Here is a 21,021-nt window from a genome sequence, read left to right on the forward strand (position 1 = left end):
GCCTTAGAAAATCAAAAAGGGTTGATGGAACGCATCAACCCTGTCGTTAACCTACCAAGCGCAAAATGTTAGCGGGCTTCCAGATGGTCAATCATCAACTGCAATGACTGATTGCCACGAAACTCATTGATATCTAGCTTATAAGCTAAGTGAACGGTCTTGACTGACGCATCCGGCCAACGTCGCAAATCAACGTTAAAGGCAATCCCATCGATCATGATATTGGTTGGGTGGCCTTTGTGTAGAGGCTCAAGCATCAATTTGAGATGTTTCTCTCCCACCAAATTCTGATGTAAGACTTTAAACTCGCCATCGAACAAAGGCTCTGGAAACGCCTGTCCCCAAGGACCACCAGCACGAAGCATTTCCGCTGTGTGCATAGAGAACTCCTCCGGTTTTAGCTCTCCATCAGAAAGGATCACACCTTTTAGAGCAGCCTCGTCTAAGTCCTGTTTCACCGCCTCATCAAACAGCTTAGCAAAACGCTCAAAGTTGCTTTCCATAATCGTCAAGCCTGCCGCCATCGCATGACCACCAAACTTCACAATCAAACCTGGATTTTGAGTATCGATGCGATCGAGCACATCACGCATATGCAGGCCAGGAATCGAACGACATGAGCCTTTAATGCTTCCCTCACCTCCATCAGCAAACGCTATTACAGGGCGATGAAACTTCTCTTTGATTCGCGATGCTAAGATCCCAATCACGCCTTGGTGCCAATCGCGTTGGAACAAGACCAAACCATGGGGCATATCGCTATCACCAAACTGTAGGCGCTCACAAAAAGCCATTGCTTCTTGCTTCATGCCCTCTTCGATCTCTTTGCGCGTTTGATTTAGCCCATCCAACTCACTCGCCATTCGGCGCGCTGCGTGGATGTTACTCGCCATCAAAAGCTCCACCCCAAACGACATATCATCCAAACGCCCCGCGGCATTAATGCGCGGACCTAAAGCAAATCCAAAGTCAGACGCCACCAATCGCCTTGCATCACGTTTAGCGACTTCAATCAAGGCTTGAATTCCCGGGCGCGCTTTACCTGCGCGAATTCGCTGCAATCCCTGATGGACTAAAATACGGTTGTTTTCATCCAGCGGCACGACGTCAGCCACTGTACCTAGCGCCACTAGGTCAATCAGCTCCATCAATTTCGGTTCTGCCATTCCTTGCTGGGCAAACCAACCGTTTTTACGCATATGGACACAAAGTGCCATCATCAGATAAAACGCCACGCCCACACCTGCTAATGCTTTTGATGGAAACGCACATTCTTGCAAGTTAGGGTTCACCATAGCATCAACATTTGGCAGTTCATGACCAGGTAAATGGTGGTCAGTCACCAATACCTTTAGCCCTTGCTCTTTGGCATAACGCACACCATCAATAGAAGAGACGCCGTTGTCGACCGTCATGATCACTTCGGCGCCAATTTCGATCGCTTGATCTACCACCTCTGGGCTTAAGCCATAGCCATCTTCAAAGCGGTTAGGGACGAGATAATCAACATTGTTTGAGCCGAGCATGCGCAGCGCAAGCACAGAAAGCGCAGAGCTGGTTGCACCATCGGCATCAAAATCACCCACCACAATAATTCGCTTTTGCTCCGCAATTGCGTTGAAAAGCAGCTCAACAGCAGCCTCTATCCCGTGCAGTTTTTGATAAGAGTGCAGCGCTCTTGCCGTTGTCTCGAGTTGCTCAGGCGATGTAATTCCGCGGCTGATATAAACGCGTTTTAACAGAGGCGCAATGGTGTCAGGGAGCAGAGAGAGATCGACTTCCGGTCGTCGTTGAATTTCTATCATAAATATCGTGAGGTCTTGTTGGGGAAACCTAAGGTACTTGGTCTGAGTATAAACAAAAAGGGAGCAATACGACGCTCCCAATCTTATTCAATCAAGTTAGCACATTATTAAATCTGCTCAAGGCGCTGTAAAAGCTGAGCTGGCGGTAAGTAGCCACCCACCATTTCGCCGTTAGGAAGGAAGATAGCAGGCGTTCCACTAATACCAAGTTCTCGACCTAACGCATAATGCTGTTTGATGATGTCTTGATACTTGGCAAAGTCTTTGCTCTGTTCTGGGAACTTGCGGTTTACTTTTCCGTCATGCATCGCAGACTGAGGATTCTCAGCCCCCCAAATGGCTGCCATTTGATCCGCGACGGAACCCGTTCCACCTTGACGTGGGTATGCCATGTAGCGAACAGTAATACCCAGCTCATTGTATCCTTGCATCTGGTTATGTAGGCGAACACAGTAACCACACGTGATGTCAGTAAATACCGTCACTACGTACTTTTCGTTGTCGGCTTTGAATTCGATCATGCTGTCCTTGAACGATTCAATTTTGGCCGCATTAATAGGTGCCTGGCGCTTGGCAAGTACATCTTCGTACTGACCATTCCCATCTAACTTGTACAAGGTCCCGGCAAGAAAGTAATCACCCGTTGGTGAAGCGAATAACACCCCACCGGTTGTTTGCACTTCCACGAGACCGTCAATATCAGCAGGAACCACTTGCTTCACTTCCAAACCCAGTTTCGCAAAGCGCGCCTCAAGCTGAGCTTTGTCAAATGTCACTTCGTTTGCAGAAACACTCTGGGCAGCAAGGAGCAACGGCAGAGTCAGTAGAGTCATACGGCGTAATACGCTCATTAAGTTCACCTTCATTTTGTGCGAGAGCCTACGCCCTTGGGTGGTGCTCGCTGTGTAATTGTTTCAATCGCTCTGTGGCGACATGAGTATAAATTTGCGTGGTCGACAAGTCACTATGTCCAAGTAACATCTGCACAACCCGTAAGTCAGCACCATAGTTGAGTAAGTGCGTCGCGAACGCATGCCGTAATACGTGAGGTGACAACTTTTCGCTATCAATACCCGCTATCACGGCGTAATGTTTTATCCGGTGCCAAAACGTCTGGCGAGTCATCTGCCGAGCCCGTTTGCTTGGAAAGACCACATCGGAAGTATTTTCACCTAGTAACTCAGACCGCCCCTGCTCAAGAAAAGTTTCAATCCAATCGACTGCGTTTTCTCCCATCGGAACAAGGCGTTCCTTGCCCCCTTTACCCGTAACACGAACCACCCCCTGACGTAGGCTAATGTTTTCCATGGTAAGGCTCACTAACTCGGTTACACGTAGCCCGGTAGCGTACAAAAGTTCCAGCATCGCTTTATCACGAAGCTCCATGGGATCATTAGGATCGGGGGCATCAAGCAACGCGTCTACCTGCGCTTCACTGAGATCTTTGGGTAAACGCTTAGGCAATTTAGGGCTTACGAGTAAGGCGCTGGGATCATCCGCGCGGATTTTCTCTCGATGCAAATACTGAAATAACCGACGAATCGCCGACAGCATTCTAGCACGAGAAGTTTGCTTGTACCCTTCGTCTACCAACCAAGTTTGATATTCCTGCAAACCTGATAAGCTAATGAAATCTAGACGATAGTTATGCTTACTCATCCATTGAAGCAGTTTGCTTAAATCGTTGCGGTAAGACGCCAATGTGTTTTCGGATAACCCGCGTTCCATCCACATCGCATCTAAAAACTGTTCAACAAGTCCTTGTTCAGGAGACATTACCTCAGACACGGTATTCCTCAATTCTTCGACATGGCTCCAATGTAAGTGTGGCTAAGCAATAAAGCCATAAAATTTGTCCTTTCCCTTCGATATTCGCTGCAAACCTCGCCAATTTGTGGTTAGAATTCGCTATCAACTCCCGAGTAAAGAACAAAAAGCTATGAAAATCGGTCTATTTTACGGCTCAACTACCTGCTACACCGAGATGGCAGCAGAAAAAATTCGCGCGATCATCGGTGAAGATCTTGTCGACATCCACAACGTAAAAGATTCTACCCTTAGCCTAATGGCTGACTACGATCTTCTGCTCCTTGGCATCTCTACATGGGACTTCGGTGAAATTCAAGAAGACTGGAATGAACTTTGGGATCAGGTCAGCGGCCTCTCTCTTGCTGGAAAAACCGTGGCGCTGTTTGGTTTGGGTGACCAAGAAGGTTACGGTGAATGGTACCTTGACGCGATGGGCATGCTGCACGATGAGCTCAAAGCAACGGGCGTGAATTTTATCGGATACTGGCCAAACGACGACAGCTATGAGTTTGAAGCATCAAAAGCCCTAACTGAAGACCAGAACAAGTTTGTCGGCTTAGCGCTAGATGAAGACTCTCAATACGAGCTCAGCGACGAACGCATCGCGACTTGGGTTGAACAAGTTCTGATTGAGTATCAAGAGACGCTTTAACAATTGCTTTAGGGGTTGGTCATAAAAAGCCAACCCTTTTCGAATCGGCTTGAACTCAGCTCTCACGAACGTTTCAATAGATCATGAAAACGTCGCCAATCAAAGACTAAGCCCGGGTCACTCTTGCGAAGCGGCGCAATATACTGGTGGCCAGTGATTCTTGAGGAAGTGATCTGCGGATAACGCAATTGCAACTGTTGAGTCAATTCTGTCAGCGATTGGTATTGTGCATCGGTATAAGCCACGTAATCACAGCCTTCTAGCTCAATGCCAATCGAGTAATCGTTGCATTTTTCTCGGCCAGCAAAACTCGATACGCCCGCGTGCCAAGCTCTGGCATTAAAAGACACAAACTGAATGATCTCACCATCACGGCGAACAAGGCAATGTGCCGATACGCCCATAGTATGAATCACCTTAAAGAAGGGATGCGCGTTGGGATCGAGCTTGCCAGTGAAGAACTGCTCGATATACGGCCCGCCAAACTGCCCCGGTGGCAGACTAATATTGTGCACGACCAATAGCGAAATATCCGTCTCATCACTTCTTTGATCAAAAAATGGCGAGGGAACATGGCGTGCAGGTCGATACCAACCTCTATCATCAATCATAGCTGAGCTCTTTCTGAAGTTACTCTTTGAGTTTTCTGTGATTTTATCCCTTTGGCAATGAAATGCGAGATTAAAGGCTGAATTTCATCCACAGTCAGCGTATCATGCCCACCTCTTGTCCAACTGCGTATTAGATTTGCGATGAAAAAAACACACAACAGCCAAGAACGCCTCGAATATTTGAAGCAGCAACTTCCTCTAGAAATCTCACGTGCTGTCGCTGACACCATAAAAGAAGATTTAGGTGGGACTCTCGATCCAGCCGCAGACATCACCGCAAGTCTAATTCCTGCTGACGCTCGTAATGAAGCAACCATTATCACTCGCGAACACGGTGTATTTTGTGGCCAAGCATGGGCTGATGAAGTGTTTAAGCAACTCGGTGGTCAAGTCACGATTACTTGGCATGTGCAAGATGGCGACAAAGTCGAGCCAAACCAAGTATTGTGTACCCTAGAAGGTCCTTCGCGCGCGTTATTGACAGGCGAACGTAATGCGATGAACTTCATTCAAACACTCTCCGGTTGTGCAACCATCACCGCCCAATACGCAGCCGAGCTTGAGGGGACAAACTGTCGCCTTCTCGACACACGCAAAACCATTCCTGGTTTACGCAGCGCTTTGAAGTATGCCGTTGCCTGTGGTGGTGGTTTTAACCATCGCATTGGCGTGTTTGATGCTTACCTAATTAAAGAAAATCACATTATTGCTAATGGTGGCATTTCTCAAACCATCAAAACGGCCAAAGAGCTCAACCCTGGTAAGCCTGTTGAAGTTGAAACGGAAAGCTTGGCAGAGCTGCAAGAAGCCATCGATGCCGGCGCTGACATCATCATGCTCGATAACTTTACGACAGAAATGATGCGAGAAGCAGTAAAAATCAATGCCGGTCGTGCCGCTCTAGAAAACTCAGGAAACGTGACGTTAGCGACACTGCGTGAATATGCAGAGACTGGCGTAGATTACATTTCAGTTGGCGCACTCACCAAACACCTGAAAGCGCTCGACCTTTCAATGCGATTTAAATAAATAGCAGCAATTGATTCTGGAATAAAAATCATATTTTTCAATTATTAAGCAGAGGCATCAAAGCCTCTGTTTTTGTTTCAATCATAAGAAACACCACATTAAACCGTGCGATATCTCGAAAACTTTTGCCGCCACACTGCAACTAAACATTAACTTTCCCTAATCCACTCGGAAAGCGCCTTTTCCCACATACCCCACTCCACCCAACCCTTTTATGCTCTCAGGCACATAATCTTTTTCACTTTGGAGAGCACAATGAAACGAACGAATAACCGTAAAGCAAAGGGTTTTACGCTGATTGAGCTAATGATAGTAGTGGCAGTTATCGGCGTATTGGCGGCGATTGCCATCCCTCAATATCAGGGATACGTTAAGAAAAGCGCTTTGGGTACAGCCCTTGCGTCGGCTTCAGCATACAAAACGCAAGCTGAAGATACGATAGCGTTTCAAAATCAATTCCCTTCGATTTCTGCCGCTTTTGGGATTGGGACAATTAACGCCACCTCTGGTGCGGTTAGTTCAGCGAATAGTATCCTTGCAGAAGTCACTCAAGGTGCCGGCACAGGTAGTAAAGTTAAACTATCGCGCTCTACTTCAGGACAATGGACATGTAAACACAACGGCACAGATATCAACGTCACTGGTTGCCTCTACGATAACAACATCTAACCTTGATGCTAACCAACCTCCCGGCTATCTTACGCCAAGCCCGCCTTTTGGATGCGGCGCAAGAAGCGAGCGTTATCGAACAGTGTCAAGCCTCCGGTCAATCCGTGCCGGAGGCTTTGCTCACTCTCAACCTCATTGAACACCAGCAACTGACCGAGCAACTCGCACACATCTTTGGCCTGCCGAAAGTAGAGATTGACCAATTTGACTACGCTGCGATGTGTCAAAAGTTAGGGCTGAGGGAACTCATCACCCGCCACCAAGCCTTGCCACTCTATGAAAGTGCTCAGCAACTCACTATTGCCATTGCCGATCCGACAAACCTTGAACTAGAAGATGAGTTTCGCTTTGCGACAGGTCGGCAAATTGAGCTAGTTCTTGCCGATATAAAAGCGCTTCATAGTGCAATTCGTAAACTCTATGGCCGAACAATAGAGACGGGATTATCAGCAAAAAAAGAGCTCAACGAGCAAGACCTCGAACAGCTAGTCGATGTTTCCGATGATGAAATCGGTACTATTGAAGATCTCAGCTTAGACACCGCTCCGGTAAGTCGTTACATCAATCAAATTCTGCTTGATGCTGTACGAAAAGGGGCATCCGACATCCACTTTGAGCCCTATGAAGATTCCTATCGCGTCAGGCTTCGCTGTGACGGTATATTGGTTGAAATCCAGCAACCTGCACATCATTTAAGCCGACGTTTAGCCGCCCGATTGAAAATTCTCTCCAAACTCGACATCGCAGAACGGCGACTTCCGCAAGATGGGCGTATTAAACTAAAAATCGGCACCAATACCGCAATTGATATGCGCGTTTCAACATTGCCCACTTTATGGGGAGAAAAAATCGTCCTCCGTTTGCTAGACAGCAGTGAGGCGAGTCTTAACATTGATGCCCTCGGATATAATGACACACAAAAACAGCAATACCTGAATGCACTGCGCCGCCCACAAGGGCTAATCCTTATGACGGGACCAACGGGCAGTGGTAAAACCGTCTCACTCTATACCGGATTAAAACTCTTAAACACGGCGGAAGTGAACATCGCGACAGCGGAAGATCCCGTAGAAATCAACCTCTCTGGTATCAATCAAGTCCAAGTCCAACCTCAAATCGGCTTTGGTTTTGCACAGGCCTTACGCGCATTTCTCCGCCAAGACCCAGACATCGTCATGGTGGGTGAAATCCGAGATATTGAGACCGCAGAGATTGCCGTTAAAGCCGCCCAAACTGGCCACCTCGTGCTCTCGACTTTGCACACAAACTCTGCCGCAGAAAGTGTCGCTAGACTCAGCAATATGGGCGTAGAACCCTTTAATATCGCCTCTTCACTCAGTTTGATTATCGCCCAACGGCTTGCGCGACGTTTGTGTAATCATTGCAAAATCGCTTATCAAGTCGATCACACTCAGGCGATAGGGCTTGAACTTACCCTAGGTGAAACTCTTTATCGTGCATCTAGCGATGGGTGTTCAGAATGTAATAACGGCTACGTAGGACGTGTTGGCATCTACGAAGTCATGTCCTTTACCCCTACCTTATCTCAAACCATCGCGCAGGGCACTTCAATCCAAACCCTAGAGCAACTTGCCCGTAGTGAAGGGATGGCGACATTAAAAGAATCTGGCTTAGAAAAGTTGCGTTTGGGCATTACCAGTGTCTCTGAGCTGCAACGCGTACTCTACTTATAGCGGGAAGTTCGTGTGAAAAATCGATACAAGAACCAATTAAAAAGCTTCCATTGGCGAGGTCTCAATAGCATCGGCAAACCAGTTTCAGGTCAGCTATTAGCGCTGAACGAAAACGAGGTGCGGGACAAACTGAAAGAACAACATATTCAAGTCAAAAAGCTGAAAAAGCGCAATCTTTCCTTATACAAACGCGTCACGCAGCGAGTAAAACGCAAAGACATTACGATTTTAACCAGGCAGTTAGCGACAATGCTGATGACGGGCGTGCCGTTGATTCAGGCGCTTAAGTTAGTCGCAGATAATCACCGTAAAGCCGAGATGAAATCGATTTTGTCCCAAATAGTAAAAGGGGTTGAGTCTGGCACACCGCTATCAAAAACGCTACGAACAGCGAGCACGCATTTTGACACCCTATACGTAGACCTTGTCGCAACAGGTGAACAATCTGGTAACCTAGCCGAAGTGTTTGAACGAATTGCAACTTATCGAGAAAAGTCAGAACAACTGAGGGCAAAAGTAATCAAAGCTCTGATCTACCCATCCATGGTTGTGATTACCGCGTTATCGGTCACTTATTTAATGTTAACCGTCGTCATACCAGAGTTTGAATCAATGTTTTCCGGATTTGGCGCTGAATTGCCTTGGTTTACCGCGCAGGTTCTTATTCTCTCTCACTGGGTTCAATCTTATTCAGGCATGGTGTTTATTGCGCTTGCCATCGCGTTTTTGCTGTTAAAACTCGGACGAAAAAAATCCTTTCGCATTCAATTGGCAACAAGTCGAGCAAGCTTAAACATCCCAATAATTGGTACTATCATTAGCAAAGCTTCCATTGCGAAGTTTAGCCGAACGTTGGCAACGAGTTTTAGTGCTGGCATCCCGATACTTTCATGCTTAAAAACATCAGCGAAAACCGCCAATAATATTCACTATCAAAACGCGATCGAGCAAGTTTATGCCGATACGGCAGCAGGCATGCCGATGTACATTGCGATGCGAAACTCACAAACCTTTCCTGAAATGGTGCTGCAAATGGTGATGATTGGCGAAGAATCGGGAAGCTTAGATGACATGCTCAATAAAGTCGCCACCATCTATGAGTTTGAAATTGATAACACCGTCGATAATCTAGGAAAAGTCCTAGAGCCTATGATTATTATTTTCCTTGGTGTGGTAGTAGGAGGCTTAGTGGTCGCTATGTACTTGCCGATCTTTAACTTAATGAGTGTATTAGGATAGTATTAGCCTTTACTATTTTGTGCTTGGCACTTTCTTTCATCTAGGGCGATATTGGTTTGATCGAGCAATTTCATTACTACCCTTGGTTATTTCCAACCATGGCGACCGTTTTTGGCCTTATCATTGGTAGTTTTCTCAACGTGGTCATATATCGTCTACCGAAAATAATGGAGCGAGAGTGGCGACAAGAGTGCGCCGAAAGCTTTCCCGAGTACAACATAGAAGCACCAAAGGGAACTTATAACCTCAGTGTTCCTCGTTCAACTTGCCCTAAATGCCACACCCCAATCCGCATTATAGATAATATTCCTGTGGTAAGTTGGTTACTGCTAAGAGGGAAGTGTCGACAGTGTGATAATCCAATCAGCGCCCGCTACCCTCTGATTGAGCTGCTCAGTGGCGGCTTAAGCTTCGTTGTATCGTATCAACTTGGCTTTAGTTACTTCACACTCGCCCTACTGATTTTTACGTTCGTATTGATTGCGGCAACCTTTATCGACCTCGATACCATGCTGCTGCCAGACTCCCTTACCCTACCCCTCACTTGGGCGGGTATCGCGTTGGCCCTGTTTCAAATAAGCCCTATCTCACTGCAAGACTCGGTTATTGGCGCGATGGCCGGTTATCTATCCCTTTGGTCGGTATATTGGCTGTTTAAACTAGCTACCGGTAAAGAAGGTATGGGTTACGGTGACTTTAAACTGCTGGCGGCTCTAGGCGCTTGGCTCGGATGGCAACAACTTCCCATGCTTATCCTATTCTCTTCTTTAGTCGGACTGGTATTTGGCCTGATTCAACTGCGACTAAAACGCCAAGGTATCGATAAAGCCTTTCCATTTGGCCCTTACTTGGCGATAGCAGGTTGGATAAGCATGATGTGGGGCTCTCAGATATGGGGCTTTTATCTGACTCATTTTTTAGGACTCTAATATGACCTTTGTTGTGGGGTTAACCGGTGGGATTGCCAGTGGCAAAACGACCGTCGCAAACCTTTTTCATCAGCACTTTGGCATCGAAATTGTGGACGCTGACGTCATCGCTCGTGACGTAGTGGCGCCAGGCAGTGAAGGATTAAAAACCATAGAGAACAGATTTGGCCCCTCTGTTTTACTAGAAGACGGCAATCTCGACAGAAGTAAACTTCGAGAGATCATCTTCTCAGACCCAAGCCAAAAGGCCTGGCTAGACCAATTACTACATCCGATGATTCGCGCAAACATGCTCGCTGAGTTAGCAAACACTACCTCAGAGTATGCGCTTTTAGTCATTCCTTTGATGGTTGAAAATCACTTACAACATCTAGCGGACAAAGTTGTTGTCGTCGATGTCGATGAGTCAACTCAGTTAGAAAGGACGGTGATGCGAGACAACGTGGCGCTTGAGCAAGCACAAGCCATTGTTGCAGCTCAAGCAAGCAGAGAGCAACGATTAGCCATTGCGGACTTCGTGATTAAAAATAATACAGAAAACCAAAAACTTTTGCCTCAAATCACAGAATTGCATCAAAAGTTCCTAGAAATCGGTAGGGCAAATCGGTGAGAATAAAGGTAGAACCATTCACGACTGCATTTTAATGACCACTCACTACTTCGAACATCCATTGAACGAAAAAACCCGCATCTACTTGAGAGTCGAAGCACTGCTCAACCAGTTGCGTTTGGCTGCAGAATTCAGTGACGATATGCAGCATTTGGTTTTTTATCGTTCTCTATTTGACCTGCTAGAGATCTTTGAGCAAATACAGCTAAAAAGTGAGCTTGCTAAGGATATTGAGAAGCAACGTTTAACCTATCGCAACTGGCTGAATGTTGATGGCGTCGATCAGGAAATGCTCCTCGGTATTTTGCGTGAAGTCGACGAAGCGCATAGCCATCTCATGGCCGCTGAACGATTTGGCCAGAGCTTAAAAGAGGACCGATTCCTAAGTGCAATTCGCCAGCGTTTTAACTTGCCTGGTGGCTCATGTTGCTTTGACTTGCCCGCCCTACATCATTGGCTGCACTTACCTATCAATCAAAAACAAGCCGACGCTAACAAATGGCTCGGTAGTTTATTGCCCCTAGCACAAGCGTTGAAGCTATGGCTAAGACTGACTCGTGAAACTGGTCACTTCCGCGCGTATAATGCGCCGGCTGGTTTCTATCAGAGTGATGCCGATGAAGCCAATATTTTACGCTTGGAGATTCCGATGGAGTTTGGTGTCTACCCAATGATCTCAGGGCACAAGAATAGATTTGCGATCAAATTTATCGAATTTGCTTCTGGGCAGGCATCGACTGCAAACATAGAGTTTAAATTAGCGGTGTGTTGTTAAGCCTTTCCGCTAAACTCATCTCTAAACCCGATCTTCGACAATGAGTTGATTATGACTAAGATTACTATCGTTCCCTGCCCACAGTGTGGTACAGACGTGACTTGGGGGGAACAAAGCCCTTATCGTCCGTTTTGCAGCAAACAATGCCAAATGATCGATTTTGGTGAATGGGCAGATGAAGAAAACAGCATCCCAGGCGCACCGGATATGTCTGATTCAGATGGCTGGTCAGAAGACCAATATTGATTGAGACAATGTGATTTAAACTGACTAGAGGGCTGGTGTGAAAACATCGGCTCTTTTTGTATCCAGCGTATTACTTAGGTTGTTATATCAAATACAATTTTTAACTTAGAACGTAGATATTTTTCTTTCTACCTAGGAAGAATCTCGGACCTTTCTTTGAACAAATAGGGCCAGTAAATGAATACCGATGACAACGGTAGAGAGAAGTGGCAAGTTATAAGCAAAGAATAAAAAAGCGGAGCCACAGGGCTCCGCTAATACTATGAGAACGCTAGTTATAGCATTACTTCTTAGCAAGTTTCTCTTTAATACGAGCAGACTTACCAGAACGCTCACGTAGGTAGTACAACTTGGCACGACGTACTGCACCACGGCGTTTAACTTTGATGCTATCAACGATTGGAGAGTGTGTTTGGAACGTACGCTCAACACCTTCACCGTTAGAGATCTTACGTACAGTGAAAGCAGAGTGTAGACCACGGTTACGGATTGCGATTACAACGCCTTCGAAAGCCTGTAGACGCTCACGGTCACCTTCTTTTACCTTAACTTGAACTACAACAGTGTCACCTGGTGCAAATTTAGGTAGGTCTGATTTTAGTTGCTCTTCTTCAAGAGCCTTGATGATGTTACTCATTTTAATAAATTCCTAGAATAAACTGATACTAAATTTAATAGGTTACTGCTTACTTTTTACCAGAGCGGTGCTCTTTAATAAATTCGGCCAGTAATTGTTCCTGTTCGTCAGTCAGAGCTAGGTTTTCCAGGAGTTCTGGTCTTCTTAGCCAAGTACGGCCTAACGACTGTTTAAGTCGCCAGCGACGAATTTCCTTGTGGTTACCTGACATCAGCACCGAAGGTACTTCTTTGTCATCTAACACCTCAGGACGCGTATAGTGAGGGCAATCTAACAAGCCATTAGCAAAGGAGTCTTCCTCTGCTGACGCAAAATCTCCTAGCACTCCCGGCACAAACCGAGACACTGAATCAATCAACGTCATGGCTGGAATCTCACCACCCGTCATCACGAAATCCCCAATTGACCATTCTTCGTCAACTTCAGATTGGATGATACGCTCATCTACCCCTTCATAGCGGCCACAAATCAAAAGCAAGTTCTCATTTGTTGCCAGCTCTTCAACTCCTTTTTGGTCGAGCTTTCGACCTTGAGGAGAAAGGTAAATGACTTTCGTCTTACCCGGTGAAGCTTGCTTGGCTGCATGAATAGCATCGCGCAAAGGCTGAACCATCATGAGCATGCCAGGGCCGCCACCGTAAGGTCTATCATCAACAGTGCGATGTTTGTCGTGCGTGAAATCGCGAGGATTCCAAGTCTCAATCGACAAAAGACCTTTTTTAACCGCTTGACCTGTTACTCCATAATCAGTAACAGAACGGAACATTTCAGGAAAAAGGCTTATTACGCCAACCCACATGTTTATCTCGCTCTGAAATTTTGGAGTTTAGAATCCAGGATCCCAGTCAACTTCGATCCGTTGAGCTTCGCGATCAATATGTTTGATCACTTGCTCTTCAAGGAACGGAATTAATCGTTCCTTTTGCCCGAAAGCATCTTTTAGATTTGCTTTTACAACCAAAACATCGTTGGAACCCGTTTCTAGCATGTCAGAGACAGTGCCTAGATCGTAACCTTTGTCGGTTACTACGTGCATCCCAATCAAATCACGCCAATAGAATTCATCTGATGGCAATTCTGGAAGAACAGCAGGGTCAATAGAGATTTCAAAGTTTGTCAGTAATTGCGCATCTTCGCGCACATCCAGACCTTCGAGTTTCACCACCAAACCTTTGTTATGGCGCTTCCAACTCTCAACCTTGTATTCAACCCACTTACCACCTTGGTTAATAAACCATGGGGTGTAATCAAACATGCTTTCAGCATTGTCTGTGTAGGAAAAAACTTTAAGCCAGCCGCGAATGCCGTAAGAAGCACCTAACTTACCTACAACAATCTTGTCTTCACTCATTGTTTCTTTACCTTTCATCGACATAAGCTAATTTCTTCTTTCAAGTAAGAATTAAGCCGCTTTTTGAGCGTCTTTTACTAGCTTAGCAACGCGGTCAGATAGAGATGCGCCTTGACCAACCCAGTGGTTAACGCGATCTAGGTCTAGACGTAGACCTTCTTCTTGACCTTTAGCAGTTGGGTTGAAGAAACCAACTTTCTCGATGAAACGGCCAGTTGCTGCATTGCGGCTGTCCGCTACTACGATTTGATAAAATGGACGCTTCTTAGCGCCGTGACGTGCCAAACGAATGGTTACCATGTCGTCCTCTTTGCTTTCTCAAAAATAAAATTAACCCCAGAAACCATTTATCGCTAAATGATTTGGGGCTCGTGCCAAAATAAAGCTCCGGAATTTTACTCTTATTCCGGAGCAATGCAAGGTCTTTAGCTACTTTTTCACCAACATAAAACGAAACCTAAGTTTGTGACGCAGCTAACACCTTGAAATTTTTATTGCAGGTCTGATTTAACGGCCAAACGGATTGAAACCGCCACCGCCCATGCCGCCCATCATGCCTTGCATGTTGCGCATCATGCCTTTCATTCCACCTTTCTGCATTTTCTTCATCATTTTCTGCATCTGAGTGAACTGCTTGAGTAGACGGTTAACATCTTGCACCTGGGTGCCAGAACCTGCAGCGATACGTTTTTTACGTGAACCTTTAATCAGTTCTGGGCGTTGACGCTCTTTCATGGTCATCGAGTTGATGATCGCTTCCATCTGTTTGAACATCTTGTCGTCGACTTTGTCTTTCACATTGTCAGGCAAGTTGCTCATACCCGGTAGCTTATCCATCATGCCCATCATACCGCCCATGTTTTGCATCTGACCTAGCTGCTCACGGAAGTCTTCAAGGTCAAAACCTTTCTTCTCTTTGAACTTTTTCGCCAGTTTCTCTGCTTTTTCTTGGTCAACATTACGTTGCAGGTCTTCGATTAGAGATAGGACGTCACCCATGCCCAAGATACGTGATGCCACACGATCTGGGTGGAAAGGTTCAAGTGCATCCGTCTTTTCACCTACACCTAAGAACTTGATCGGTTTACCCGTAATATGGCGAACAGAAAGCGCCGCACCACCACGAGCATCACCATCTACTTTGGTTAAGATCACGCCCGTAAGTGGCAGCGTATCACCAAATGCTTTCGCAGTGTTTGCCGCGTCTTGACCTGTCATCGCATCGACGACGAATAGCGTCTCAACAGGATCAATCGCAGAGTGAAGCTCTTTGATTTCTCCCATCATTTGCTCATCGATGGCCAAGCGACCTGCAGTATCGACAACCAAAACGTCGTAGAATTTCTTCTTCGCATGATCGATAGCAGCATTAGCGATATCAATTGGCTTTTGATCCGCACTAGACGGGAAGAAGTCGACACCAATATCTGACGCTAACGTTTCAAGCTGTTTGATCGCAGCTGGGCGATAAACGTCAGCAGAAACAACCAGTACCTTCTTCTTATCACGCTCTTTTAAAAGCTTAGATAGCTTACCGACCGATGTGGTTTTACCCGCACCTTGTAGACCTGCCATCAAAATAACAGCAGGTGGCTGCGCAGCAAGATTTAGAGCTTCATTTGATTCACCCATTACGGCTTCAAGTTCACCTTGAACAATCTTAATGAACTCTTGGCCAGGCGTTAGGGATTTGGAAACCTCAACACCAACGGCTGCTTCTTTAACGCGTTTAATAAAATCGCGTACCACTGGAAGCGCGACATCCGCCTCCAAAAGCGCCATACGTACTTCACGTAAGGTATCTTTTATGTTGTCTTCGGTCAGGCGACCTTTTCCGCTGATATTTTTCAGCGTTTTGGACAATCGATCCGTTAAATTCTCAAACATCTTAAGTCTCTTTTTTGAGCGAGGATTAATACATCTCACCCGTTAAATTTAGCGACAATTACTGTGATTATACCTTAGCCAACCCAGTGTGGACACAGCATTAATAACATTTGATATCTCATGTCACGTAAATGAGGGAGATAAGTCATAGCTCAAGTCGTTGATGCAGGGTATAATTTGTTAAAAATCCACCAGCTTATAGAGAACCATGGACAACTTAATCGCCGTTGTTGCTGCAATACTCTATTTTTTAGCAATCGCGACAATCATACCTGGGCTTGTAAATCAGACCGGTATCAGAGCTAAAACCGTCTTAGTCAGTGCCTTTTTAGCATTGGCTTTTCATGCTTGGTTGCTCAGTGATTTGATCATAGAAGCCTCAGGGCAGAACCTGAGCATTCTCAATGTGGCTTCGTTAATTAGTTTTATCATTTCATTGGTGATGAGCATTGCCATGCTCAAAACTCGGTTGTGGTTTTTACTGCCAGTTGTCTATAGCTTTGCTGCGATTAACCTCTCCGCTGCCGCATTTCTTCCGAGTACCTTTATTACTCACCTTGAACAAGACCCTAAGCTGCTGATTCATATCTCGCTAGCGTTGTTTTCATACTCAACACTGACGATAGGAGCGCTGTATGCGCTGCAACTTGCTTGGCTCGATCATAAATTGAAAGCCAAAAAAGCACTGGCGATAAACCCAAACTTACCGCCTTTGCTGATGGTTGAACGTCAATTGTTTAACATCATCCTGCTTGGCACCTTGCTGCTGACCGGCACGCTAATAACGGGTTTTGTGTTTGTCCAAGATATGTTTGCTCAGGGGAAAGCACATAAAGGTATTCTTTCCTTTATTGCATGGCTGATATACACCACTTTATTGTGGGGGCATTATCAAAAAGGGTGGCGCGGACGCAAAATTACATGGTTTGCGGTTGCTGGTGCAACCTTGCTCACTCTAGCCTATTTTGGCAGTCGATTTGTTCGCGAGATAATTCTGGGTTAATAACGAGTCAAAGGTGCACCAATTGCACCTTTCTTTTACAATACAGCCCACCCTAATCTAAATTGACTTACTTTGATAATTAGGTCATAAATTAACCAAACTCAACAAGGAAAAGATAAGCTTTGGACGACATATCAACGGGTATCTTATTTGCGCTACTCGCGTGTCTTATCGTAATTTCAGGATATTTTTCGGGTTCAGAGACAGGGATGATGTCCTTGAACCGATACCGCCTCAAGCACCTAGCAAACCACGGGCATAAAGGTGCAAAACGCGTCGAGAAACTACTCGACCGCCCAGACCGCTTAATTGGTCTTATTCTTATCGGCAACAACCTTGTCAATATTCTTGCTTCAGCTATCGCGACAATTCTGGGTATGCGTTTATATGGCGACCTAGGTGTCGCAATTGCAACGGGGGCCCTCACGATGGTCGTGCTCGTGTTTGCCGAAGTCACCCCGAAGACCCTAGCCTCACTTTATCCAGAGCGCGTGTCTTACGCGAGCAGTATTGTTCTCACCATCTTGATGAAACTGCTCTCTCCTCTCGTCATGTTGGTGAACTTCATTACTAATGGCTTTATCCGCTTACTCGGTATAAAGGCAGATCATGGCGGAGACGACCACCTAAGCTCTGAAGAGTTGAGAACCGTAGTGAACGAAGCTGGCAGTCTTATTCCTAGACGCCACCAAGATATGTTGATTTCCATTTTGGATCTTGAACATGTGACGGTGAATGACATCATGGTGCCACGAAACGAGATTACGGGCATCGATATCAATGATGATTGGAAATCTATTGTTCGACAGCTGACTCACTCACCTCATGGTCGAGTGGTGTTGTATCGCGACCAAATCGACGAAGTGGTTGGTATGCTACGCCTACGAGAATCGTACCGATTGATGTTAGAGAAAAATGAGTTCACTAAAGAGACCTTATTAAGAGCAGCTGATGAAGTTTACTTCATTCCAGAGAGTACGCCACTCAACGTTCAACTGCTAAAATTCCAGCGCAATAAGCAGCGTATTGGTCTAATCGTTGATGAGTATGGCGACATTATCGGCCTAATTACTTTGGAAGATATTCTAGAAGAGATTGTTGGCGAGTTCACCACATCAATTACACCAAGCCTTTCGGAAGAAATTTCGCCTCAAGGCGATGGTAGCTTCCTAATCGATGGTAGTGCCAACATTCGCGATATCAACAAAGGGTTAAAATGGAAACTGCCAACTGATGGCCCTAGAACATTAAACGGGCTTATCTTAGAACATTTAGAGGATATCCCAGAGAGTCACTTGAGCGTTCAAGTCTCTGGTCACCCAATGGAAATTGTTGAACTAGAAGAGAATCGAATTAAGTCAGTTCGTGTCTTTCCTAAGCGTAGGGCATAATATTTTACCTATGTAGGCACATTTCAGGGCCGCAACTAAGCAAATGAAAAAAGCCTTGGCACTGCCAAGGCTTTTTGCTCCTAATCTTCGGTGACGCTAAACAAACTTTCCATACTCAAGCCTTGTTTAATCAAAATCTCTCTTAAACGGCGTAGGCCTTCTACTTGAATTTGACGCACTCGTTCTCGAGTTAGATTGATTTCACGTCCTACTTCTTCAAGTGTCGATGGTTCATAACCCAGCAGACCAAAGCGACGAGCTAAGACTTCTTTTTGTTTCGGGTTAAGTTCATCTAACCAATGCACAAGCGAGCTTTTAATATCGTCATCTTGCGTCGATACCTCAGGGTCTGAGTTATTAACGTCTGGAATAATATCCAACAACGCTTTTTCGCCATCCCCACCAATTGGTGTATCAACCGAACTGATTCGCTCATTGAGACGAAGCATTTTGCTGACATCATCCACCGGCTTATCTAGTTGGGTCGCAATCTCTTCAGCAGTCGGTTCATGGTCTAGCTTTTGAGAAAGTTCGCGCGCGGTACGTAGATAGATGTTTAGCTCTTTCACAACATGAATTGGCAAACGAATCGTGCGAGTCTGGTTCATTAGAGCTCGTTCAATGGTCTGACGAATCCACCAAGTGGCATAGGTAGAAAAACGGAAACCACGCTCAGGATCGAACTTTTCAACAGCTCGAATAAGACCTAGGTTACCTTCTTCAATAAGATCTAAAAGTGCGAGTCCTCGATTGCTGTATCGACGAGAAATTTTCACCACTAAACGCAAGTTACTTTCTATCATGCGCTTTCTTGCAGCCTCATCACCTCTTAAGGCTCTGCGGGCGTACAGCACTTCTTCTTCTGCGGTTAATAGTGGAGAAAAGCCAATTTCACCCAAATAGAGCTGAGTGGCATCGAGACTTTTTGCTGAAGCGTCAAATTCTTCCTTTCCTTTAGCTTCTTCAGCAGGTGTAGATTTTGTGGATGGTGATTCTTGTTCAGATTCAAACGCCGTAACGTTTTGTTGTCCTACTTCGAATTCTTCGACTTTCGTTGCTGCATTGCTGATACTCATAGCGCCTCCCCCTGGCGAGCTAGCAAGACATTACTACGTCTAATGTCGCTATTTTACCTTGTCAGTAATTTTTACGGTAAGTAGCGTTTTGGGTTCACCGACTTACCTTGATAGCGAATTTCAAAGTGTAATCGAACACTATTTGCTCCAGAACTTCCCATTGTTGCTATTTTCTGGCCTGCTTTTACACTCTGTCCTTCGTGTACTAGCAACCGGTCATTGTGTGCATACGCGCTGAGGTAGTTGTCGTTATGTTTTACAATCACAAGATTGCCGTAACCTCGCAATGCGTTGCCTGAATAGACGACGGTGCCACCTGCTGTAGAGACAATCGGCTGACCTCGCTGTCCTGCAATGTCGATGCCTTTATTCCCTTGGTCTCCAGCAGAGAAGTTTTTAATCACTCTCCCTTTTGTTGGCCATAACCATTTGGAAACTTTTGTGTTTTTAGGTTTGTCGTTACTGACTACCTTATTAACATTTTGTTTACCTGTAGAGTTAACATACTCCTTTGGTTTAGATTGTTCAACCTTCTTTATTGGTTCTTTTTTGGTCGGTTTTGGTGCATTTTGTGAACTGTGTTGCGCAACCTTTTGATTTGAGTTTTTGCTCGAATTTACACTTGGCGTCGCTGGCACTGCCGCAACTGCAACAACTGGAGCACCTGCGCCTGTACCACCATAGGCTGGCGGGGTATATGCAGGTTTCCATAGCCTGAGTTTCTGACCTGGATATATGGTGTATGGCGCTGTCAACTTGTTGTAAGCAATGATCTCATTTACATCTTTATCTGTGATGTAAGCTATAAAATAAAGCGTATCGCCTTTCTCGACTTCGTAGTAACTGCCTCTATAGCTACCTCGAGAGACTGAATCATAGTCTTTCTTTAATCCTGAAACTGGCGCAGGGGATTGCGCAGCACACCCGAGGAGCACACTGCAAACACCAATAATGAATGAAAGAGACTTAAGCGACATATCTAGGCGAGATCACCAGCAACCAAAGGAACAAAACGTACAACTTCTATAACTTCTGATGTGAATGAGTCAGCGCAGCGCGTTATCTTGAGCAACTGCTGCTCATCGGTTCCAACAGGGATGACCAAAATGCCACCTTCCGACAACTGAGTCAGCAGAGCTTCTGGAACAGATTCTGCAGCCGCGGTGACGATAATCGCATCAAACGGCGCTTTCGCTGCCCAACCTTGCCAACCATCACCATGTTTCGTTGACACATTGTAGATATCCAACTGCTTCAAGCGACGTTTCGCTTCCCATTGTAACGATTTGATTCGTTCAACCGAAAAGACATGATCGACCAACTGCGCTAAAACCGCGGTTTGATAACCAGAACCCGTCCCCACTTCTAGGACTTTGCTCTTACGGCTAAGTTCCAGAATTTCAGTCATTTTCGCAACAATATACGGCTGAGAGATAGTTTGCCCTTGCCCAATAGGTAAAGCATTGTTGTCATAGGCTTGATGCATCATCGCTTGAGAAACAAACTGCTCTCGAGGTAAGCGTCTTATCGCTTCTAGTACATCAGAGTTATGAATACCACTTGCTACTAGAAAGTCGATCAATCTATCTGCTTGTGGGTTTGCCATGC

The 21,021-nt window shown here is 45.7% G+C and carries 23 protein-coding genes; 11 read left to right on the forward strand and 12 right to left on the reverse strand.

Annotated features, from left to right (window positions below; translation table 11 throughout):
* Window positions 1–68: 68 nt before the first annotated feature.
* The 3 genes from recJ to xerD form a co-directional block, all read right to left on the reverse strand.
* On the reverse strand, window positions 69–1,805 hold the full coding sequence (recJ, locus tag OH458_RS17245) for a single-stranded-DNA-specific exonuclease RecJ (RefSeq protein WP_269979243.1): 1,737 nt from the start codon (window positions 1,803–1,805) through the stop codon (window positions 69–71).
* 107 nt (window positions 1,806–1,912) lie between these two features.
* Window positions 1,913–2,656, reverse strand: a complete 744-nt coding sequence (locus tag OH458_RS17250) for a thioredoxin fold domain-containing protein (RefSeq protein ID WP_038191314.1) — start codon at window positions 2,654–2,656, stop codon at window positions 1,913–1,915.
* Window positions 2,657–2,684: 28 nt separating this feature from the next.
* The gene (gene xerD / locus OH458_RS17255) at window positions 2,685–3,581 is read right to left on the reverse strand and encodes a site-specific tyrosine recombinase XerD (RefSeq protein ID WP_038214572.1); all 897 of its coding nucleotides are present in this window, start codon (window positions 3,579–3,581) and stop codon (window positions 2,685–2,687) included.
* A gap of 163 nt (window positions 3,582–3,744) precedes the next feature.
* Here xerD and fldB point away from each other — a divergent pair, with 163 nt between their 5' ends.
* A complete protein-coding gene (fldB, locus tag OH458_RS17260; RefSeq protein WP_269979244.1) occupies window positions 3,745–4,266 on the forward strand; it encodes a flavodoxin FldB in 522 nt (173 codons plus the stop codon).
* Window positions 4,267–4,328: 62 nt separating this feature from the next.
* Here the strand turns inward: fldB and ampD are convergent, their stop codons facing one another.
* A complete protein-coding gene (gene ampD, locus OH458_RS17265) occupies window positions 4,329–4,877 on the reverse strand; it encodes a 1,6-anhydro-N-acetylmuramyl-L-alanine amidase AmpD (RefSeq protein ID WP_269979245.1) in 549 nt (182 codons plus the stop codon).
* Window positions 4,878–5,018: 141 nt separating this feature from the next.
* On the opposite strand from ampD, the gene nadC reads away from it, so the two are divergent.
* The 8 genes from nadC (at window position 5,019) to yacG (ending at window position 12,068) form a co-directional block, all read left to right on the forward strand.
* A complete protein-coding gene (gene nadC / locus OH458_RS17270; protein ID WP_269979246.1) occupies window positions 5,019–5,906 on the forward strand; it encodes a carboxylating nicotinate-nucleotide diphosphorylase in 888 nt (295 codons plus the stop codon).
* 255 nt (window positions 5,907–6,161) lie between these two features.
* On the forward strand, window positions 6,162–6,575 hold the full coding sequence (locus OH458_RS17275; RefSeq protein ID WP_269979247.1) for a pilin: 414 nt from the start codon (window positions 6,162–6,164) through the stop codon (window positions 6,573–6,575).
* A gap of 5 nt (window positions 6,576–6,580) precedes the next feature.
* Entirely contained in the window at window positions 6,581–8,269 is a 1,689-nt protein-coding gene (gene pilB / locus OH458_RS17280; RefSeq protein WP_269979248.1) for a type IV-A pilus assembly ATPase PilB, read from the forward strand.
* A 12-nt stretch (window positions 8,270–8,281) separates the two neighbouring features.
* Window positions 8,282–9,508: a type II secretion system F family protein gene (locus OH458_RS17285; protein WP_269979249.1), complete on the forward strand. Its 1,227-nt coding sequence runs from the start codon at window positions 8,282–8,284 to the stop codon at window positions 9,506–9,508.
* A 59-nt stretch (window positions 9,509–9,567) separates the two neighbouring features.
* The gene (locus OH458_RS17290; RefSeq protein ID WP_269979264.1) at window positions 9,568–10,437 is read left to right on the forward strand and encodes a prepilin peptidase; all 870 of its coding nucleotides are present in this window, start codon (window positions 9,568–9,570) and stop codon (window positions 10,435–10,437) included.
* 1 nt (window position 10,438) lies between these two features.
* Window positions 10,439–11,047 (forward strand): dephospho-CoA kinase, encoded by a 609-nt coding sequence (gene coaE, locus OH458_RS17295; RefSeq protein ID WP_269979250.1) that lies wholly within the window; start codon window positions 10,439–10,441, stop codon window positions 11,045–11,047.
* A gap of 34 nt (window positions 11,048–11,081) precedes the next feature.
* A complete protein-coding gene (gene zapD, locus OH458_RS17300) occupies window positions 11,082–11,822 on the forward strand; it encodes a cell division protein ZapD (protein ID WP_005476491.1) in 741 nt (246 codons plus the stop codon).
* 51 nt (window positions 11,823–11,873) lie between these two features.
* Entirely contained in the window at window positions 11,874–12,068 is a 195-nt protein-coding gene (gene yacG, locus OH458_RS17305) for a DNA gyrase inhibitor YacG (RefSeq protein ID WP_038137647.1), read from the forward strand.
* A gap of 283 nt (window positions 12,069–12,351) precedes the next feature.
* Here yacG and rplS read toward each other — a convergent pair whose 3' ends face one another.
* The 5 genes from rplS to ffh all read right to left on the reverse strand — a co-directional run bounded on the left by rplS (window position 12,352) and on the right by ffh (window position 15,943).
* Window positions 12,352–12,705 carry a 50S ribosomal protein L19 gene (gene rplS / locus OH458_RS17310; protein ID WP_269979251.1) on the reverse strand — a complete coding sequence of 118 codons (354 nt, stop codon included), beginning with the start codon at window positions 12,703–12,705 and terminating at the stop codon, window positions 12,352–12,354.
* 49 nt (window positions 12,706–12,754) lie between these two features.
* Window positions 12,755–13,504: a tRNA (guanosine(37)-N1)-methyltransferase TrmD gene (gene trmD / locus OH458_RS17315; protein ID WP_038137653.1), complete on the reverse strand. Its 750-nt coding sequence runs from the start codon at window positions 13,502–13,504 to the stop codon at window positions 12,755–12,757.
* Between the two features lie 27 nt (window positions 13,505–13,531).
* Complete coding sequence (gene rimM / locus OH458_RS17320) at window positions 13,532–14,080, reverse strand: ribosome maturation factor RimM (protein WP_005476454.1); 549 nt, start codon at window positions 14,078–14,080, stop codon at window positions 13,532–13,534.
* Window positions 14,081–14,107: 27 nt separating this feature from the next.
* Window positions 14,108–14,356: a 30S ribosomal protein S16 gene (rpsP, locus tag OH458_RS17325; RefSeq protein ID WP_005438039.1), complete on the reverse strand. Its 249-nt coding sequence runs from the start codon at window positions 14,354–14,356 to the stop codon at window positions 14,108–14,110.
* Window positions 14,357–14,563: 207 nt separating this feature from the next.
* Window positions 14,564–15,943, reverse strand: coding sequence for a signal recognition particle protein (gene ffh / locus OH458_RS17330; protein WP_269979252.1), 1,380 nt, complete (start codon window positions 15,941–15,943; stop codon window positions 14,564–14,566).
* A 208-nt stretch (window positions 15,944–16,151) separates the two neighbouring features.
* Between ffh and OH458_RS17335 the strand changes: the two genes are divergently transcribed.
* Window positions 16,152–16,946, forward strand: a complete 795-nt coding sequence (locus OH458_RS17335; protein WP_005476452.1) for a cytochrome C assembly family protein — start codon at window positions 16,152–16,154, stop codon at window positions 16,944–16,946.
* A 122-nt stretch (window positions 16,947–17,068) separates the two neighbouring features.
* Window positions 17,069–18,337: an HlyC/CorC family transporter gene (locus tag OH458_RS17340; RefSeq protein ID WP_005476496.1), complete on the forward strand. Its 1,269-nt coding sequence runs from the start codon at window positions 17,069–17,071 to the stop codon at window positions 18,335–18,337.
* An 80-nt stretch (window positions 18,338–18,417) separates the two neighbouring features.
* Here OH458_RS17340 and rpoS read toward each other — a convergent pair whose 3' ends face one another.
* From rpoS to OH458_RS17355, 3 genes are all read right to left on the reverse strand, one after another.
* The gene (gene rpoS, locus OH458_RS17345; protein WP_269979253.1) at window positions 18,418–19,413 is read right to left on the reverse strand and encodes an RNA polymerase sigma factor RpoS; all 996 of its coding nucleotides are present in this window, start codon (window positions 19,411–19,413) and stop codon (window positions 18,418–18,420) included.
* A 71-nt stretch (window positions 19,414–19,484) separates the two neighbouring features.
* Window positions 19,485–20,390 carry a peptidoglycan DD-metalloendopeptidase family protein gene (locus OH458_RS17350; protein ID WP_269979254.1) on the reverse strand — a complete coding sequence of 302 codons (906 nt, stop codon included), beginning with the start codon at window positions 20,388–20,390 and terminating at the stop codon, window positions 19,485–19,487.
* A gap of 2 nt (window positions 20,391–20,392) precedes the next feature.
* The gene (locus tag OH458_RS17355) at window positions 20,393–21,019 is read right to left on the reverse strand and encodes a protein-L-isoaspartate(D-aspartate) O-methyltransferase (protein WP_038137661.1); all 627 of its coding nucleotides are present in this window, start codon (window positions 21,017–21,019) and stop codon (window positions 20,393–20,395) included.
* Between the last annotated feature and the right edge of the window lie 2 nt (window positions 21,020–21,021).

Source organism: Vibrio sp. MarTm2 (assembly GCF_027587055.1).
GTDB classification, from domain to species: Bacteria; Pseudomonadota; Gammaproteobacteria; order Enterobacterales; family Vibrionaceae; genus Vibrio; species Vibrio sinaloensis_D.

Bases quoted from the DNA above. Each gene is read 5' to 3' on its own strand.
- recJ (WP_269979243.1), bottom strand. From the start codon at position 1,805: ATGATAGAAATTCAACGACGACCGGAAGTCGATCTCTCTCTGCTCCCT.
- OH458_RS17250 (WP_038191314.1), bottom strand. From the start codon at position 2,656: ATGAGCGTATTACGCCGTATGACTCTACTGACTCTGCCGTTGCTCCTT.
- xerD (WP_038214572.1), bottom strand. From the start codon at position 3,581: ATGTCTCCTGAACAAGGACTTGTTGAACAGTTTTTAGATGCGATGTGG.
- fldB (WP_269979244.1), top strand. From the start codon at position 3,745: ATGAAAATCGGTCTATTTTACGGCTCAACTACCTGCTACACCGAGATG.
- ampD (WP_269979245.1), bottom strand. From the start codon at position 4,877: ATGATTGATGATAGAGGTTGGTATCGACCTGCACGCCATGTTCCCTCG.
- nadC (WP_269979246.1), top strand. From the start codon at position 5,019: ATGAAAAAAACACACAACAGCCAAGAACGCCTCGAATATTTGAAGCAG.
- OH458_RS17275 (WP_269979247.1), top strand. From the start codon at position 6,162: ATGAAACGAACGAATAACCGTAAAGCAAAGGGTTTTACGCTGATTGAG.
- pilB (WP_269979248.1), top strand. From the start codon at position 6,581: ATGCTAACCAACCTCCCGGCTATCTTACGCCAAGCCCGCCTTTTGGAT.
- coaE (WP_269979250.1), top strand. From the start codon at position 10,439: ATGACCTTTGTTGTGGGGTTAACCGGTGGGATTGCCAGTGGCAAAACG.
- zapD (WP_005476491.1), top strand. From the start codon at position 11,082: ATGACCACTCACTACTTCGAACATCCATTGAACGAAAAAACCCGCATC.
- yacG (WP_038137647.1), top strand. From the start codon at position 11,874: ATGACTAAGATTACTATCGTTCCCTGCCCACAGTGTGGTACAGACGTG.
- rplS (WP_269979251.1), bottom strand. From the start codon at position 12,705: ATGAGTAACATCATCAAGGCTCTTGAAGAAGAGCAACTAAAATCAGAC.
- trmD (WP_038137653.1), bottom strand. From the start codon at position 13,504: ATGTGGGTTGGCGTAATAAGCCTTTTTCCTGAAATGTTCCGTTCTGTT.
- rimM (WP_005476454.1), bottom strand. From the start codon at position 14,080: ATGTCGATGAAAGGTAAAGAAACAATGAGTGAAGACAAGATTGTTGTA.
- rpsP (WP_005438039.1), bottom strand. From the start codon at position 14,356: ATGGTAACCATTCGTTTGGCACGTCACGGCGCTAAGAAGCGTCCATTT.
- ffh (WP_269979252.1), bottom strand. From the start codon at position 15,943: ATGTTTGAGAATTTAACGGATCGATTGTCCAAAACGCTGAAAAATATC.
- OH458_RS17335 (WP_005476452.1), top strand. From the start codon at position 16,152: ATGGACAACTTAATCGCCGTTGTTGCTGCAATACTCTATTTTTTAGCA.
- rpoS (WP_269979253.1), bottom strand. From the start codon at position 19,413: ATGAGTATCAGCAATGCAGCAACGAAAGTCGAAGAATTCGAAGTAGGA.
- OH458_RS17350 (WP_269979254.1), bottom strand. From the start codon at position 20,390: ATGTCGCTTAAGTCTCTTTCATTCATTATTGGTGTTTGCAGTGTGCTC.
- OH458_RS17355 (WP_038137661.1), bottom strand. From the start codon at position 21,019: ATGGCAAACCCACAAGCAGATAGATTGATCGACTTTCTAGTAGCAAGT.